Here is a 16,108-nt window from a genome sequence, read left to right on the forward strand (position 1 = left end):
AGGGCCTGGAGGCGGTGCGCCGAATGCAACTGACGCTGTTCACGGACGCCTCATTGCGAATCCTTATGCACCTCGCGCGACAGGACGCGGAGGCGGTGACTACCACCGCTGAACTGTCCCAGCTCTACAACGTGCCATTCAATCACCTGAACAAAGCCGTGGGACTGCTCAGCCGCGCAGGTTGGGTGCGGTCGTCGCGCGGACGCGGAGGAGGGCTCAAATTGGGCATGCCGGCGGGCGAGATCATTCTCGGAACGGTGGTCCGCACAACGGAGCCCCGTACGCCGCTGGTGAATTGCCCGGCGTGCCCCCTCCGCTTCAACTGCGAGTTGCAGCGGGCGCTCAGCGAAGCCATACAGGCGTTTTACGGCGTACTGGACCGCTACACACTGGACGATCTGGCCCGCAACACCATGCTCCTTGGCGCGCCCCTTCCGGCGGATGCCTGGGCAACCGTGCCCCATGCGCCGCCATGTGTTCCCGAATAGGTAAACGGGCTCCCTCTTGGAGACTTGGCGTCCAATCTTGTCGCGTCAACGGCAAAGACTTCACTCAAGCGAAGGGGAACTTCACCCATAGATCAATGTGGCGTGCGAATGCCCGGCTAATCGGAGATACTGTGCTGAATGGAGTTTTCGTTCTCTGTAACTGCGAGGAATGAGCTATATCCCTACGCGAGGCAACTTTTCAAAGCGGTTTTTTGCCTGAGGGGCAACTCAGGTCTATCATTGAGAAGTGACTGTTCCAACTGCTTTGGGCAGCCCTCTTCTCAGGGAGGTCTCCCGCTTTGACACGTTTCACCTGCCCTTATACGTCCCATACCTGGCAAGATGGCCACGACATACTGCACGTTATCGGTGTAGACTGGGGGCACGCTCCGTCCGCTCGCCTGCTGATTGGCTCATGCTCAGTCCAGGGAGGTTGCCTACACCTTGCGTGATGTGCCCCTGGTTCATCCTGCGGGGAGCTCACGAGGCTCCTGGCAGCGTGAAGCGTGCGCCCATACGACACCCGTGGGCCGCATGGAGCACGGACGTTGCTGCAGGGACCTGGGAAGGGGGTTAAGATCAAATGACGATAGGCGCGCGTATCAAGCAACTCAGCGTCGGTCTACCAGCTCCGCTGCCCTACCGGGACGGGATGGTACCCAGCGGCTTTGTCAAAACGCCAGTGAACTGGGGCCTCCAGCTCGGCAGGGAGGGCCTCCAGGGCGACGGCCAGGCCGACCGCCAATATCACGGTGGGCCCGAGAAGGCCGTTTGCGTCTATCCGGGCGAGCACTATCCGTACTGGGAGCAGCTGCTGGGGCGTAGTCTGGGTCCTGCAGCTTTCGGAGAGAATTTTAGGGTGGTCGGCCTGACGGAGAGGGCAGTGTGCATCGGGGACATCGTCAAGGTCGGCAAGGCCGTCGTGCAGGTTAGTCAGCCGCGTCAGCCGTGCTTTAAACTCGCGGCGCGGCACGACGTGCCCAAGTTCACCCTCTGGGTACAAAAGACCGGGCTGACCGGCTGGTACTTCCGGGTACTCGAGGCCGGCGAGGTGCGTGCCGGAGCGCGACTGAGTCTGGTTTCACGCTCAGGCAACGCCGTGACCATCCAAGAAGCGAATCGCGTGATGCACCGCGACAAGCTGGACTATGCAGCCATTGAGCGCCTGCTCTCGCAGCAGGGCCTCTCCCGCTCGTGGCGCGCCACTTTTGAGAAGCGGTTGGGCGGCAGCTTCGAAGACACGACGGCTCGCCTCAACGGACGGCAGGAGCAGGGGTGATCCAGTGCCAACACCAACGGAGAGTTCCTTGGGGCCGCGTGGGTGCGGCGCGTTGGGTTTCGACACCCAGACCGGAGGCGCCTTGGTTCGCCGTTGAAACCCCGTAATAAGCGATAGCGGGAGTACCAGTACTCAGGGTCTGGGCGGTGACCTCTTTACGGTCAAGACTTTTAGTCGGACGTTAACAACCTTTACAGCTCAAAATTGCTGGCCTGTAGTCTCTTGGGAACGGCTAAAGTCTAAGTTGCTGGCTGCCGTGAATTGGCTGCGCTCGAGGGCGGGTGGGGCTCCTCTGACACCCAGATCGGTGTCAACTGACCCCGCCTTTCAATCATCGGATTGTCGGATTGTCCCCTGGCGAGGCCGCGTCACGCCGCTCCGGTGCCTCAAGATGGTGGGCGCGTGATCGGTGAGCATGTGCCGCGCAATGCCCTGTTTTAGAACAATCCATTCGTTGTTCGGAACGGCTGAGCCAGGAAAGACGTACGAGAAGGCAAGGTTGTGTTGCCTTAACCAGTCCCAGGGAAGCTGATCCGCCGTGACCGCTGCCAAACCCTACCGCCACCGATTGCCCATGACGATTATTCAGCATGCAGTTTGGCGGTACCACCGCTTCCCGCTCAGCTCCCGAGACGTCCAGGAATTGCTGCACCAGCGCGGTCTTGAGATCAGTCACGAGACGCTCCGCGAGTGGTGTCTGAAGTTCGGGCCGCAGTTCACCGATGAACTCCGCCGGGGTTCCCGATGGCTTTTGGATGAGGTTTGCACGGCGGTAGATGGCGTCCGATACTGGCTATGGAGGGCGGTCGACGAGCACGGTTTCGTGCTCGATGTTTTCCTTCAGCGCTACCGAGACACCCAAGCCGCGAAGATCTTTCTGAGCAATCTTCTCGGCGAATACGATGTCCCAGACACGATCTGTACCGACCAGCTGCGGAGCTATCGAGCCGCAATCCGGGCGTTTTCGAACCTAGTTCATGTCAACCACCAGCAGGTGATCAGCGGCTCACGCTGCAACAACATGGTTCAGCAGTCTCACGGTTCCACACGACGTCAAAGCGGCAGCAACAAAGGATTTAAGCGGCGAAGACGCGCGCAAGAATTTTTGCGCCTGCATGCCTGGACCCTGACCTCAACCATCACTCCCGCACGAGCGTTTCCGCCAAGACTCGAAGAGGCAACCAGAAACAGGCGTTCCACACGTGGTCAATGGTTGCCGCAGGGGTGGCCTGAACCTCAGGCCACCCCTGCCCTTCGGCTGCCTCGGTGCCAGTTAAGGCAACATAACCCTCGAGTGTCCATGAGCCCATGCTCTACACGAAAACGGAACTGGCCCATCTACGGCATGGTCACAAAAGAGGCCTCGACGTCCTCAGGTATTCGGGCTGTTTTGGCGGGACTCGGCCAGACACCAAAGCCGTATCAATTGACCAACAACGAAGTGGTGGAACGGGGGCGAATTTTGAATCATCAGCGCGTCAATGCAACGTCCTGCGATGGTCCAGGGCGCCATCCAAGGGCAGGGGCAACATGCTGGGCAATGGTGGCGAGCATCCGTGCGTTGTACGCGACGCCGAGTTGATTGGGAACGGTGAGCAGCAGGGTATCGGCAGCCTGAACGGCTGCGTCCTGGCTGAGTTCCTCAGCAATCACATCCGGGTCGCCCACAAAGCTGCGCCCAAAGCGCGACCGGAACCCTTCCAATACGCCGACCTGATCGTTGACGCCTTCATGACCAAACAGCATTCGGTCGGCGTCAGAGGTGATCGGCATGACACTGCGGCTCACCGACACCCGTGGCTCACGCGTCCATCCCGCTTCGCGCCAGGTCTCGCGAAACAGCGCGATTTGCTCGGCTTGCAGTTCGTCGAAGGGCACCCCCGTATCCTCTAAGAGAAGGGTTGAGGACATCAGGTTGAAGCCCTGCTGTGCCGCCCATACCGCCGTGTCACGGCTTCCGGCACCCCACCAGAGGCGGTCTTTCAGGCCTGCGGACTGCGGTTGAATGGTGAGCATTGCCGGTGAGGGCTGCCCACCCGCATCGGCGTGCACGACGGGCGTTCCGCCGATCGCTGCCCGGAACTGTTCGGTCTTGCTTCGGACGTAGTCTGCCAGAGACTGCCCTTCCGCTGGAGCGTATCCGAATGCCTCGTACCCACGGTAGGCGTGTTCGGGAGACCCACGGCTCAAACCAATCTGGAGTCGACCGTCACTGAGCAGGTCAGTGATAGCCGCTTCTTCGGCCATGCCAAGGGGATGTTCATAGCGCATGTCGATGACGGCGGTCCCCAGCTCGATGCGCTGGGTGCGGGCGGCCATGGCGGACAGGAGAGGGAACGGGGAGGACAAGCTCTTACCAAAATGATGGACGCGCAGGTACGCACCGTCCAGGCCGATGCGTTCGGCTTCAACGGCGAGGTCGACGGTCTGTTTGAGAGCCTCAGCGGCATTTGGCGTGTAGGAACCGCGAGTTGCCGGCCAGTGGCCAAAGGTAAGGAATCCGAGGCGTTTGGGGTAGATGGTGGACATGTTAAACCTCAATGAGGGGAGCGTGGGGACTGGTTGCCTGGGTGGCCCGTGGCGCTTGGGTAAGCTTTCGCAGCAAAGCGGTGAGGTGGTGCTGCTCTTCGGGTGTGAGATGGGCGAACTGCCGGGTGTGGAGGGCTTTGAGGCTAAGGATGGCCTTCTCAATGCGCTGCTGACCCTGGGCGGTGAGGTGCAGGTGATTACAGCGCCCATTGACGCGGCGTTCGATGAACTGCTGACCTTCAAGTTTGGTCAGCTGATAGGTGACGTTGCCTTTGGTGACGAGAAGCCGTCCGGCGAGATGCTGCTGGGTGAGGCCAGGTTCAGCATCGATATGGGCGAGAACGTCAAACTCCATGACAGTGAGGCCATGCTGCTCCAAGGTGATCTCGATTTCCTGGAGCGAATGATGGTACGTGCGAGCGATAAGGGTCCAGAGGATCAGGGCATGACGTTCGGCACGCAGATCATGTGTGATGGAGTGCTCCTCCGACATGGTTTAAATTTAAACCTCAGGAGTCGAATCGATTGCGAGCTCATTCACGAAGGGTGCCTGGGTGAACGTGTTGCCTACCGTGGAGCACGGGAAGTTCCCATATGGCTGACTCATCGCTCCAGAGCCTGTCTGCGTTGATGATCTCTGGGACGTCAAACTTGCCATACAGGTCACGGTCCTCGATAGGCCAGTCACCTGACGCTCCCTTCCTGGGCGCCCCAGCCTCAAGAGCTGGCTCCTCTCCAGACCGCCCTCCTCCCATCCCCAGGCTGCGCCAGGACGCTTGTCTCTGGTGTCCTGAGTGGTGGCAAGTTGTTGGCTTTCAAAAAGCAGAGGGGGATGTGAAGGCAGGCCGCCTGAACTTCAGGCCGCCTGCCACACAGTCTCTTGCCCGGTCTTGAAGGCAGCTCGTTGATGGTGCCGACACCATAGAGCGGGAACGGTGGAGCGGGCAGGGTGATGAAGATTCGTGACGCGGGCGTGCACCTCCAGGAAGCCCTGTGCGCATTTTCGTGACCTGAAGCCTCGCTGCTGACGTGCCTGTCTCCGGGTGGGACGATGGTGTTGCAGCGAGCGGCCGACACCACCTGGACGTGCTCCACGGGGTGGAGGACGAGAAATTCGCGAAGGGCTGCGCCATCACTCCAGAGCTTGTCCGTGTGGATCAACTCCGGCACAGCGTCCCTCCCCCAGTCATCGGTGGAAGAACGATGTGGCAGCCTCAGTCTGCCGGTGTTGCTGTCAGAAGACGTCCAGCACGGCTCCGTGGTCGTCGACTGCACGCCACAGCCAGTGGTGGACCCCGCCGACGTCCACGCACCGTAACGTCTAACGGCCACCGGGAGGGGACGCCTCTGTTCCCGGTGGCGAAGGCGCTGAGCGAAGTCGTCGCTGAACTTGATGCACCACATGCGGATGGACTCACGTGTCACGGTGATGCCTCGTTCCAGCAGCAGTTCCTCAACATCCCGATCGCTGAGAGTGAAGCGGTGATAGAGCATTGGCGGCAGAGTCGATGACCGCAAGGGGGCACCGATAACCGGCAAGCTTCTGATCGCTCAGCACCGCGTCACCCTACCCCAACAACTTGTCATAGCCAGGATGGGCAAGAAGGATCGGCCAGCCGTCCCGGGCCAGCTGCCACCCCTCACGCTTCTCCAGATCGCCCGGTCCTTCTGGATTAACCCCCGGTGCGTTCACCGGTCATGTGCGCGGCGGGTGCCTGACGGACGAGAACGCAGGAAGAAGGGGAACCCGGACATGGTCCGGGGGCCCAGCGCATGACGGCTGACAGAAGCGGGCTCCTTCCATCGGCGAAACTGTCTCATGACCCGCTTGATCGTGCACGTGGATATGGACGCTTTCTACGCCTCCGTCGAGGTGCGCGAGCAGCCTGAGCTGGAGGGCCAGCCTGTCGCCGTCATCGTTCCCGGCCGCCGGGGCATCGTCATGACCGCCAACTACGTCGCCCGGAACTTCGGGGTCCACAGCGCGCTGCCCGTGTACCAGGCCCGCCTGCGCTGCCCCGGCATCGTTCTTCTCCCCCAGCGCATGGATCTCTACCGCGCCGTCTCCGCCCAGATCCACGGGATCTTCGCCCGTTACACGGAGGCGATCGAGCCGCTCGCGCTCGATGAGGCCTACCTCGACGTGACCGGGGAGGATCAAACGCTGGAAGGAGCGCAGCACCTCGCCGCAGACATCCAGGCCGACATCCTGCGTGAGACGCGCCTGACCTGCTCGGCTGGGGTGTCGGTGAACAAATTCCTCGCCAAGTTCGCCAGCGGCCTGCAGAAGCCTGCGGGGCTGACGGTCATCCGGCCTGAGGAGGTGGACGCTCTGCTCGCTGCCCTGACCGTGGACGAGTTTTACGGGGTGGGCCCGGTGATCGCCGGGAAGCTCCGGGCGCAGGGCATCGAGACCGGAGCGGATCTGCGCGCGAGATCGCTGGTCGAACTCCAGGCTGTCCTGGGATCCGGGAAGCTCGCGCCGCGGCTTCACGGTCTGGCACGGGGGGTGGACGACCGGCCGGTGGAGGCGCACCGGGAACCACAGTCCATCGGTGTGGAGCGGACCTTCGAGCAGGACCTCACCACCCGGGAGGCCCTGCTCGCTGAGCTGCCCGGGCTGACCCAGGAACTGGCCGCACGGCTCTCGCGGCGGGGGTACGTGGGACGAACTGCGGTGTTGAAGATGAGCTTCGAGGACGGGACGACGGTCACGCGGCACCGGACTCGGGAGCAGCCCCTGGCTGGAGCGGACGAGCTGGCGCAGGCAGTGACCGGGATGCTGACCTCGGAGCTGAGCGCGGAACGCCGCGTGCGGCTGCTGGGTGTGAGCGTGGTCAACCTCAGCCCAAGGGCCTGACGGCGTGGGCGGTTGGGTCCGCCAGAGGCTGCCGCTGCGCGGCGCAAATGCGCTGAGTTCAAGGTGTAGTTCAGCTGCGCTCGGGCATGGTGCAAAACAGGAAATGGACGGGAGTGCCGCTGGTTTTGTCAGGTCAACAGGCAAGGTGATGGCCAGTGCCTGACTCGAAGCCCTACCGTCACCGTTTCCCCATGAGCATCACCGGGTACGCCCTCCGGCTGTACCACCGCTTTACGCTCAGCTCCCGTGATGTTCAGGAACTCCTCCTGGAGCGCGGAATCCAGGTGAGCCACGAAACCCTCCGCGAGTGGGGCATCAAGTTTGCTCCCCTGCTCACTGAGCAACGACGCCACCGGAAACCCCGGCAGGGTTCCCGGTGGTTCCTGGACGAAATCTGCAAAAAGGTGGGTGGGGTCACGGGGCTGTGCTCGATATCGTTGTGCAGGCACAGCGCGACACGGAGGCAGCCCAGTCCTTCCTCACCCGTTTGCCAGGGGAATACGCTGTTCCAGAGGCCATCCATACTGACCACCTCAGAAGCGATGGTGCGGCGATCCAGGAACCTCCGGTGCTTCACGGCGTGGAGCACCACGAGGTGGCCTCTACAGCGCACTGCAACAACCTGACCCTCCAGTCCCATCGGCCCACACGACGACAGGAACGAAGTCAGCTTGGGTTCAAGCGGCCGGAGCGAGCCCAGGAGTGCCTGAAGCGGCATGCCCGAATCACCAACGTTCACCAGCACACCCGCACCACGGTTCCTGCCCTGACCAGACGACGCCACCAGAACCCGGCCTTTCAGACCTGGCGTGAGGTCGCAGGAGGGGTGGCCTGATTTTCAGGCTACCCCTCGGCTTCGCCTCCCCCCGGCTCAGTGAAGGTGACACAACCCTTGCCAGAACGTCACGTTGGCTAAGGGGAAAACGGTGGCGATAGGGCTTGCGGTTCATCACAGCTCACCACCCTACCGGCGTTCATTTACTGTCCAAACGTTGGGTGGTTGAGCGCTCGTTTGCGTGGTTGTCGCGCTTTTGGCGTTTGGGCCGGGACCTGGAACGGTTGCGGTCGACGCCAGTCGGATTCTATGTCCTCGCGGACTGCATTCTGCTCTGTAATAACCTCAAGCTACTTTTCGCAGAGGGTGCTTGGCAGCCTCTAGCGGGCATCTCTCGACATGTTCAGCGTACCCCCACCCAGGTCCGCGCCTGAGCCGTCCTGGGCGCGGAAGGTCCCCTCGTAACGGTCGCCGGTGAAGCGCCCCTCGACCTTGAGCTTTAGCTCAGTTCCGTCCACGTCCAGCCCAAGATCGAAGGCACCGGTGCGCGATCCCAGCACCCAGGCGACGTATTGACTGCCCACATAGCCACTGCCGCTGAGCGATTGCTCGCCGTCGTCGTACAGCTTGAACTGCAACGGAACCTGCATGCCCGACACGTCGAGCTTGGCCTGCCATGTGCCAGTCGCCGTGTAGGGTTCGGAGGTGATCAGTGGGGTGGTCGGGGGCGTCACCGACGCGTTCCGGGCGGTCAGCCCCCCCACCGGGACAGACCGGCTGGCCGCCGCGACCTCGTCTGCCGCTCGGGCTGGTCGGGGGGCGTAGGTCTGGCGTGTCCCCTGGATATTGACGGCCAGTTGCGTTCCCGAGAGCGCGAACGTCGCCTGATAGGACGTCAGTTTGGGCGTCGAGGCGATGCCCTCCGAGCGTTTGCACCCCGAGTTCAGGGCGCTGGGCGACAGGCCGTGCACCTCCCGCACCTGCTCTGGCTGGAAGGTGAGGCGGTCGCCCGACACTGCGTAGCGCCCTCTCTCGGCATGCACATTCAGGGTGCCGCAGGTGATGACATAGCTGCCGAAGAATCCAGGAATATACGAGAAATTCAGTTCCGTACGGGAGTAATGGCCGTCGGGAAGCAGCAACAGGCGCGTCCCTGAGGCTGCGGCTCCCGCGAAGTCCTCCTCGTACACAGGGGCAGGAAAGGCCGGGCCGGTCAGCCACTCACCAGTGGGGGCAGAGGACGGGGCGGCCAGGGCGGCGGAGCACAGTAGGGCAAAACAGGTCATCAAACGGTACATAGGTCAGTCCTTGAAGGCGTTGGCTGAAGGAGAGATTCGTAAGCCTCGAAGGGCTTACTCAGGAGAGGGTGCGTCAGAACACAGAGCGCCATCAATGGAAATCTGGATCGCCCCAGGGAGAAGCGCCGGAAGGCGCCGTCTCCTGGCGCCCCAGCAGACAGCTATAGAGAAAAAGGAGGGCGTCGTCCGGTTCGTGGAAGGTGCGCGGCGCTTCGTTCCCATACTGGACCGTGGCCCGCCACCCGCTCGCATCCGACCAGACCTGGAAGAAGGAACGGCGACCGGAATTGGTTTCCAGGTCCTTGGCGCTCAACTCCCCGGCATCCACAGGGCCTTCACTTCCACTGTTCGAGCTTGAGGAACACGTCGGTGACGGGCGGCGTCACCGTAACACCGGCCTGACCTCGGGCCGAGGCCGAATCTACCCAATCGCCCGCGTCGGGCAGGCCGCTGCCGTTGGTGTCTTCCCAGGCAAGAATTTCATAGGGCACGCCGTCAAGGTTGTCGAGCGAGAAGCTCTGCTGGCGGCCGCTGCCTGTCAGGCTCACGAAGCGCACGCTGCCATCCTCGGCGCCGCAGCCCCGGTCCACGCGGCAGGCGATCACGGCCACGCCCTGTGCGGCATGCCCCTCGGGGAGGCTGAGCATGCCGGTCACGCGCCGCACTTTCTGCCCCGCTGCCGAGGCGCCCAGGGTACGGGGGCGGTTGTAGAGGCTGTCGCGTGATTCGCCCTTGGGGTCGCCCAGGGCGAGGGTGTCGCCGCTGAGTTTCCAGGTGAAGACCGAGGGACGCAGCTCGCGGGTCTCGTAGCTCTTGCTGGGCGAGCAGGTATAGCCCTTGTTGTAGACCGTGGTAGGGGTGAACGTCAGGATGTTGCCGTTGAGGCTGACCTTTCCCTTGCTGGTGGTCAGGAGCTTGGATGTGCAACCGTAGGTCGTCACCACGATGATGCCATTGCGTTCGTAGCTGCCGTCGGCCTGGATGCGGATAATCTCGCTGGTGCCGCTGCCCTCAGCGTACTTGCCAGTGGAGGGGTCGTAGTACTCAATGGGCGAGACGTAACCGTATTCCCATTGCCCTTGCAGAGAGGCGGGCACAGCAGCAGCCTGGGCGGGGGCAGCAAGCAGGAGGGCGGGCAACAGGGCCAGCAGGGGACGACTGTTCATGGTGGGCTCCTTTGGCTGGGGCACACCCCGGCCGAACGTGGTTACCCTAAAAGGCCGGGGGTGACGTGCCGATGACACAGGCCTCCACTGGACTGGGCAGGGGCCGCAGCATCACGTTCATTGCCGCCCCTGTTCTGACCAGGGATGCTGGTCAGCCCACAACACTGGCGCGGCCGGTTGAATCGGTCACTCGCCGTCCGTGCCTCACCGCGCCCCGCTCAGAGTGGGGGAGGCGACCAACGGTCCGCGCCGCCATCCTCGTCTGCTCTGGTTGGCGAACGCTTCTCCAGCGAGGGTTGACTGAGGCCGCTGAGTTGCGATGGCCTTGGTACACTGAGCGCCATGGCGCATGGTTCTGGCTGGCAGCTGCGTCTGTGGGACCTTCCCACGCTGCTTGATCCACACAGCCGCGCCCAGCGCTGTGAGGGCAAAGTGCTGGCGCTTCTGGCGTACCTGGCCCTGGAGGGATCCACCCCGCGCGCCCGGCTGGCTGACCTGCTGTGGCCGGAGACTGGGCCGGCCAGCCGCAATAACCTGGTGGTGCTCCTGCGCCGAATGCACCGGGCGTACGGCGAGCCGCTGTGTGTGGATTCCGGTCCGCTGCTCTCGCTGGAGACCGGCGTGCACATCGTGCGCATCCCAACCATCCCAGCCGTGGATGACCCAAACCGCCCCGTTCGTCCCCTCCCCGGCCTGGATACCCTAAAGCTCCCGGAGTTCAACGTCTGGCTTGATGCGCGCCGCCTGACCCTTGTAGAGGAGAGCGCACGCGCGCTACGGGAAGAGGCGCGCGCCTTGACCAGGCGCGGAATCTACCTCCCGGCGCTGCCGCTGCTGGCCCACGCCGAACGGATTCAGCCGCTTTCTGAGGAAACCGCCCGCGAACGGATGCGGGCGGAATATTTGTCCGGCGATGTGGCGGCGGCGCTGAGGACCCATGAGCGCCTCCGCAGAGTGCTGGCGCGTGAACTGAATGTCGAGCCTGTGTCGCTCACCCAGAGACTTGCCCAGGAGATCGGGCGTGGCGTTCAGCCTGAGGCCGGTGTGCTGCTTGCCTGTCCGCCCCCCACTCGCTTGGACGCTCCCCGGTTGGTGGGCCGCCAGGAGGAGTGGCGCGCTATGGCAGACGCCTGGGAAGCCGGGCGGATGATTCTGCTCACCGGACAGGGCGGTCTGGGGAAAAGTCGCCTCGCGCGGGATTTCATCGTGGGCCATGTGCTCCACGGCAGCCTGCAGTCTGAGCCGTTCGAGCACCTGATCATTCAGGGGCGGCCCAGCGACGGGCCGGTGCCTTACGCGGCCCTCACGCGCGGCTTGCGGTCACTGCTCGTTAACCACGCGAATCTGCCCCTCAGCGGCGCGGCGTGCCGGGCCCTGGGGGCACTCCTGCCAGAGAGGTTTGAGCCGCATGTGGCCCCAGCTGGGGATATCGCTCCGGCGCTGCACTCAGCGCTGCGCGAGCTCTGCAGCGCCCTGGGCACACCTTGCCTGCTGCTCGACGATCTGCAGCTGATGGACGCTGCTTCGGCGCGTGCGCTGCTGGCCCTGGACAGCAAAGGGGCGGCGCGCATCATCGTTTGCGCGCGGGCAGATACCCTGGATGCGTCGATCGCCGCTGTCCTGAACGGCGTCATAGAGTCGGGACGTGCCACCGTCCTTAAGCTCCCCCCGCTGGACCCTCGCCAGAGTGAGGCGTTGCTTGCCAGCCTTGAGCGCCCAGAACTCGCAACCCACGCCGCGCAGATTGCCCAACGGGTAGGTGGACTGCCCATCTATCTGCTGGAGGCCGCCCGCCAGGTGCTGACAGGACGGGCGGATCTGGACACGGTGCACTGGAGTGGGCGTGCAGAAGACCTGCTCGTCCGCCGGTTGGAGGCGCTTTCGCCCGAAGCGACCCAGGTCGCCAGAGCGGCAGCGGTGCTGGCGCAGAATCTGCGTCCAGAGCTGCTGGCCGATATGCTGGGCCTACCGCTGCTCACCGTGGCGGTCATCTGGCAGGAATTGCAACGGTTGGACGTGGTCCGCGGAGACGGCTTCACCCATGATCTGTTGCGCGGCGCGCTACTGAGCCGGATTCCCGGAGCGCTTCTCGGCTTGCTGCACCGCGCCGCCGCACGCACGCTGGCCCGCGAGGGCGCGCCGTACGCTCGCTGCGCCGCGCACTGGTTTGCGGGTGGCCGGATGTCTGAGGCTGCCGGCGCTTTGCTGGAGGCTGGGAAGCAGGCTGCCCAGCGTGGCCTTTACCGTGAAGCGGCCGGCCAGTTCGGCCGCGCGGCCGAACTGGCCAGTGGCGAAGGCGAGACGGACCTGGTTTTTGCGGCGCGGCATGGTCAGGTAGACGCTCTGTATACATTGGAAGACCGGGTCTCAGAGTGGCGCCTGCGCGTCGGTGAACTTCAGGCCTGCGCCCGCACACCTCTGGAGCGCGCACAGGCCCAGCTTCAGCATGCCCGCCTTCTTTTCGCGCTGCGCGAGGAGGAAGAAGCGGCGCGCGTGACGCGCACCGGTCTCGCGCTGGCCGCCCAGGAGGGTGACCGGGCTCTGGAAGCGGAGCTGCTCGAGGTTTTGGCCGGCTATGAGCTGCACCGCGATCTGCAGGCGGCCCGGGTGACCCTCAGGCGCCTGGGCGACCTGTCGCGGGGCCTGCGCCGCCCAGAACTTGAGGCCTGGGCACTTGAAGGGCTGGGCTTCGCCGCCCTGACCAGTGATCCCAGGGAGGCGGATGCGCTGCTCCGAGACGCCGAAGCGCTGCATCTGCGGACCCAACCACCCCCCTACGCGGCTTCCGCCACGATCAAGCGGGGACGGGCCGCATTTAAGCTGGGGGCTTTTCCGGAAGCGCTGGCGCACGCTCAGCGTGCGAGGCGGCAACTTGGCGACACCGAAGGATTTCGCGTGGTGCAGCTGATCGGCGCGTATGGAGAAGCGCTGGCCTCGTGGGCCTTGGGTGATCAGCCCGGCGCCGCGGCACTCATTCGCACATGGACACAGGAGCTCGGTGTGCCGGCCGAAACCACGCCTGCCGAAGCGGGCTGGCGCGCGGCGCTGGGCGTGGTCAGCCTTTGGCTTTACTTGGAAGCCGGAGAGTTCTGCAAAGCGCAGCAGGTGAACGAGCGTCTGTGCGCGTTGCCCTTGCCCCCCACGCTCCACGCCGAGCACAACTGTGCCCTGGCGACCCTGCATGTGGTCGCCGGGAACCGGGACGAAGCGCTTGCCTGCCTGAATGAGGCGCTTATCACCACGCAGGGCCACAACGACGCCTACCTGCACCTGCGCGCAGCCGCGCAGCGCGCCACGCTCCTGAGCGACCAAGCCTCGCTGCAAGCTGTCACGGCCAGCGCCCATGATCAGGGATTACATGGGTTAAGTGCCGCGTTGCTGGGCGGCGCCGCCCCGGATCCAGCACTGGCTCTGGCGCTGCGTCTTGGCCCATCCGCCTCAGGACCTTGACTCAGGACTCTGCGGCTGTCGGGCGGGCCCGCCCCAGCAGGGCGACGCTCTGAAAGGTAATTACACTGTGTCCATGACTTGGGACACGGATGAGGTCATCGTGCGTCTGCTGGGCGCGCCGCAACTGCGGCTGAAACCAGCAGCGCGGTCTCTCGATGCCCGGCCAGCGGCGCTGCTGGCTTACCTCGCGGCCGAGGGGCCACGTGACCGCGCTGCCTGCGCCGAATTGTTGTGGCCCAACACGCCGCATGCCACTGCTCGCAACAATCTGGTGCAACTCCTGCGGCGGCTGACACGCGTCGCTGGAGGTGACCTGGTGGTTGGACAGCGTACCCTCTTCCTGGCGCCAGGCGTGTACACCGATCTGAGTGCGCCGCCCACTCCGGACGACCCCGATTTGCTGAGCGGCCTGGATACAGATTTCAGCGCGCCCTTCGACGACTGGCTCCGCGTTCAGCGGGAGGCCCGGCAGGTGCAGTGGGCCGCGCGAGTGGCGCAGGACATCGCAACGCTCATTGAGCGGGGCGATCTGGCACAGGCGCTGGCCCTGGCCGAGCGACGGGTCGAGCGCGACCCACTGGATGAGGACGCCTACGGGCTTCTGATGCGTTTGCACCACCTCAGCGGCAATCGCGCGGCGGCCATGCAGGTCTACGGGCGACTGCGCTCGACGCTGCAACTGGAGCTGGGAATGGAGCCCTCACCAGAAGCGGCCCGCCTGGCGCGTGATCTGGGGACGCAGGAGCCTCCAACCACGGCGCTTGTGGGCGCGGCGGACATCCCTCTGAGCCTGCTGCGCCCTCCCGTCCTCCTGGGTCAGGAAGACGCCTGGGCACAGATGGAGGCGGGGTGGACCGCCGGGGCGGGCGTCGCACTTATCGGCCCGTCGGGCAGCGGAAAGTCCAGGCTGGCGGTGGATTTCGCACGCGTTCATCCAGAATTTCACGTGCTCCTGCTGCAGGGCCGCCCTGGTGACCAGAACGCCGCTTACACCACCCACGCCCGCACCTACCGTCAGACCCTCAACGCTTTTCCGGAGGTGGCCGCCGCCCTGCCCGACTGGGCGCGTACAGAACTGGCGCGCCTGATCCCGGAACTCGGCCCGGCCCCTGGCCCACTCACTTCAGAGCAGGAGAAACTGCGGTTTTACGATGCCAAATACGAAGTGTTACGCCAGGTCGCGGCGCGTGGTCCGGTGGTTTTGATTTCCGACGACCTCCACTTTATGGACGACGCCTCTATCGAAGCGGGTGCGTACGTGTACGCCAAATTCTGGGGGAACAGTCAGGTTTCTTTGCGCTCGATGTTCTGTTATCGCGAAGGTGCGCTCAGCACCGTCACCGAGACGCTGTCCCGCCAGATGTACGAGAGCGGCATGGTGCGCCCTATTCATCTGGCGCCACTGAACACTCAAGCCACAGAGGCGTTGCTGCAGGCCGCCCAGATTACTGGCAGCGAGGACGTGATCCGTGAGGTGCAGCGCTTCGCTGACGGTAATCCCCAGCTGACCCTGGAACTCGCCAAGTACCTGCATGAGCGGGGGACCTTTGACGTCGCCGCTGTGCGGGAGGCGGCAGGCCGCACGCTGGGCAGCCTGCTAAGTGAGCGCCTGGCGCAGCTTTCCTCGGAAGCGCGGCAGGCGGCGCAGGCCGCTGCCGTGCTGCGCAACGACTTTACCCTGGAACAGGTCGCCGAGGTTCTTGATTGGAACGTCATGGGCCTCCTCGGCGCCTGGGAGGAACTGGAGCGTGCCCAAGTGGTGCGTGGGGAACGCTTTGCCCACGACCTGATTGCGCAGGCAATGGAGCAGGACTTGCAGCGCATGCCCGTCGTGTACGCGCTGCTGCACCGAAAAGTAGCCAGCGTGCTGGGGGCACAGGGCGCAGCGGCGGCGCGTATAGCCGCGCACTGGCAGGCGGGCGGGCAGCCTGCTCAGGCCGCGCTGTGGTGGGAACGCGCCGCGCAGCAGGCCGAAAACAGCCGCCAGCTCACAGACGCGTGCGCGCAATACGCCAGTGCAGCCGCCGCCTTTCAGGCGTCCGGTGACACAAACCGGGCACGTGAGATGACGCACCAGCGTGACCGCGCTGCCAGCCTCATCGCATTGCGTAGCGCGTAGCATGATCAAAACGGCATGGGGCTCCGGGCCATCACCCCGTATCCACCGAGGGCACCCGCAACAGTGCCGTCGCGGCGCTGAGTCAGGGCCAACTGTGCGGCGCGCTCGCCACGTTCCTGACGCTCTACGAGCGGCAGCCGAACG

10 protein-coding genes and 4 pseudogenes are annotated in these 16,108 nt (G+C 64.3%); 8 read left to right on the forward strand and 6 right to left on the reverse strand.

The window, feature by feature from the left end; genetic code table 11:
• Positions 1 to 23: 23 nt before the first annotated feature.
• The 3 genes and pseudogenes from HNQ08_RS13325 (at position 24) to HNQ08_RS13335 (ending at position 3,000) form a co-directional block, all read left to right on the forward strand.
• On the forward strand, positions 24 to 488 hold the full coding sequence (locus HNQ08_RS13325; protein WP_229790033.1) for an Rrf2 family transcriptional regulator: 465 nt from the start codon (positions 24 to 26) through the stop codon (positions 486 to 488).
• Between the two features lie 583 nt (positions 489 to 1,071).
• Positions 1,072 to 1,767: an MOSC domain-containing protein gene (locus tag HNQ08_RS13330; protein ID WP_184132899.1), complete on the forward strand. Its 696-nt coding sequence runs from the start codon at positions 1,072 to 1,074 to the stop codon at positions 1,765 to 1,767.
• A gap of 538 nt (positions 1,768 to 2,305) precedes the next feature.
• Positions 2,306 to 3,000 (forward strand): annotated as a pseudogene (locus HNQ08_RS13335) (IS6 family transposase).
• Between the two features lie 237 nt (positions 3,001 to 3,237).
• Here HNQ08_RS13335 and HNQ08_RS13340 read toward each other — a convergent pair.
• The 3 genes and pseudogenes from HNQ08_RS13340 to HNQ08_RS13350 all read right to left on the reverse strand — a co-directional run bounded on the left by HNQ08_RS13340 (position 3,238) and on the right by HNQ08_RS13350 (position 5,851).
• On the reverse strand, positions 3,238 to 4,296 hold the full coding sequence (locus HNQ08_RS13340; protein ID WP_184132903.1) for an LLM class flavin-dependent oxidoreductase: 1,059 nt from the start codon (positions 4,294 to 4,296) through the stop codon (positions 3,238 to 3,240).
• A 1-nt stretch (position 4,297) separates the two neighbouring features.
• Positions 4,298 to 4,789 carry a MarR family winged helix-turn-helix transcriptional regulator gene (locus HNQ08_RS28235; RefSeq protein WP_184132906.1) on the reverse strand — a complete coding sequence of 164 codons (492 nt, stop codon included), beginning with the start codon at positions 4,787 to 4,789 and terminating at the stop codon, positions 4,298 to 4,300.
• Positions 4,790 to 5,152: 363 nt separating this feature from the next.
• Positions 5,153 to 5,851 (reverse strand): annotated as a pseudogene (locus HNQ08_RS13350) (IS6 family transposase).
• Between the two features lie 264 nt (positions 5,852 to 6,115).
• Here HNQ08_RS13350 and dinB point away from each other — a divergent pair.
• The 3 genes and pseudogenes from dinB to HNQ08_RS28240 all read left to right on the forward strand — a co-directional run.
• Complete coding sequence (dinB, locus tag HNQ08_RS13355; RefSeq protein ID WP_184132919.1) at positions 6,116 to 7,156, forward strand: DNA polymerase IV; 1,041 nt, start codon at positions 6,116 to 6,118, stop codon at positions 7,154 to 7,156.
• Positions 7,157 to 7,311: 155 nt separating this feature from the next.
• Positions 7,312 to 7,991 (forward strand): annotated as a pseudogene (locus tag HNQ08_RS13360) (IS6 family transposase).
• A gap of 134 nt (positions 7,992 to 8,125) precedes the next feature.
• A pseudogene (locus tag HNQ08_RS28240) lies at positions 8,126 to 8,287 on the forward strand (transposase); the annotation flags it as partial.
• A 24-nt stretch (positions 8,288 to 8,311) separates the two neighbouring features.
• On the opposite strand, the gene HNQ08_RS13370 reads toward HNQ08_RS28240, so the two are convergent.
• From HNQ08_RS13370 to HNQ08_RS13380, 3 genes are all read right to left on the reverse strand, one after another.
• A complete protein-coding gene (locus HNQ08_RS13370) occupies positions 8,312 to 9,229 on the reverse strand; it encodes a hypothetical protein (protein ID WP_184132922.1) in 918 nt (305 codons plus the stop codon).
• A 91-nt stretch (positions 9,230 to 9,320) separates the two neighbouring features.
• Positions 9,321 to 9,542: a hypothetical protein gene (locus HNQ08_RS13375; RefSeq protein ID WP_184132925.1), complete on the reverse strand. Its 222-nt coding sequence runs from the start codon at positions 9,540 to 9,542 to the stop codon at positions 9,321 to 9,323.
• Between the two features lie 22 nt (positions 9,543 to 9,564).
• Positions 9,565 to 10,395 carry a hypothetical protein gene (locus HNQ08_RS13380; protein ID WP_184132928.1) on the reverse strand — a complete coding sequence of 277 codons (831 nt, stop codon included), beginning with the start codon at positions 10,393 to 10,395 and terminating at the stop codon, positions 9,565 to 9,567.
• Between the two features lie 342 nt (positions 10,396 to 10,737).
• Here HNQ08_RS13380 and HNQ08_RS13385 point away from each other — a divergent pair, with 342 nt between their 5' ends.
• Positions 10,738 to 13,845, forward strand: a complete 3,108-nt coding sequence (locus HNQ08_RS13385) for a BTAD domain-containing putative transcriptional regulator (RefSeq protein WP_184132931.1) — start codon at positions 10,738 to 10,740, stop codon at positions 13,843 to 13,845.
• Between the two features lie 73 nt (positions 13,846 to 13,918).
• Positions 13,919 to 15,964, forward strand: coding sequence for an ATP-binding protein (locus tag HNQ08_RS13390; RefSeq protein ID WP_184132934.1), 2,046 nt, complete (start codon positions 13,919 to 13,921; stop codon positions 15,962 to 15,964).
• Positions 15,965 to 16,108 lie beyond the last annotated feature (144 nt).

This window comes from Deinococcus humi (genome assembly GCF_014201875.1).
GTDB lineage: Bacteria > Deinococcota > Deinococci > Deinococcales > Deinococcaceae > Deinococcus > Deinococcus humi.

What these genes read in the sequence shown, in the direction of transcription:
- HNQ08_RS13325 (WP_229790033.1), top strand. Translation starts at nt 24, where the DNA reads ATGCAACTGACGCTGTTCACGGACGCCTCATTGCGAATCCTTATGCAC.
- HNQ08_RS13330 (WP_184132899.1), top strand. Translation starts at nt 1,072, where the DNA reads ATGACGATAGGCGCGCGTATCAAGCAACTCAGCGTCGGTCTACCAGCT.
- HNQ08_RS13340 (WP_184132903.1), bottom strand. Translation starts at nt 4,296, where the DNA reads ATGTCCACCATCTACCCCAAACGCCTCGGATTCCTTACCTTTGGCCAC.
- HNQ08_RS28235 (WP_184132906.1), bottom strand. Translation starts at nt 4,789, where the DNA reads ATGTCGGAGGAGCACTCCATCACACATGATCTGCGTGCCGAACGTCAT.
- dinB (WP_184132919.1), top strand. Translation starts at nt 6,116, where the DNA reads ATGACCCGCTTGATCGTGCACGTGGATATGGACGCTTTCTACGCCTCC.
- HNQ08_RS13370 (WP_184132922.1), bottom strand. Translation starts at nt 9,229, where the DNA reads ATGTACCGTTTGATGACCTGTTTTGCCCTACTGTGCTCCGCCGCCCTG.
- HNQ08_RS13380 (WP_184132928.1), bottom strand. Translation starts at nt 10,395, where the DNA reads ATGAACAGTCGTCCCCTGCTGGCCCTGTTGCCCGCCCTCCTGCTTGCT.
- HNQ08_RS13385 (WP_184132931.1), top strand. Translation starts at nt 10,738, where the DNA reads ATGGCGCATGGTTCTGGCTGGCAGCTGCGTCTGTGGGACCTTCCCACG.
- HNQ08_RS13390 (WP_184132934.1), top strand. Translation starts at nt 13,919, where the DNA reads ATGACTTGGGACACGGATGAGGTCATCGTGCGTCTGCTGGGCGCGCCG.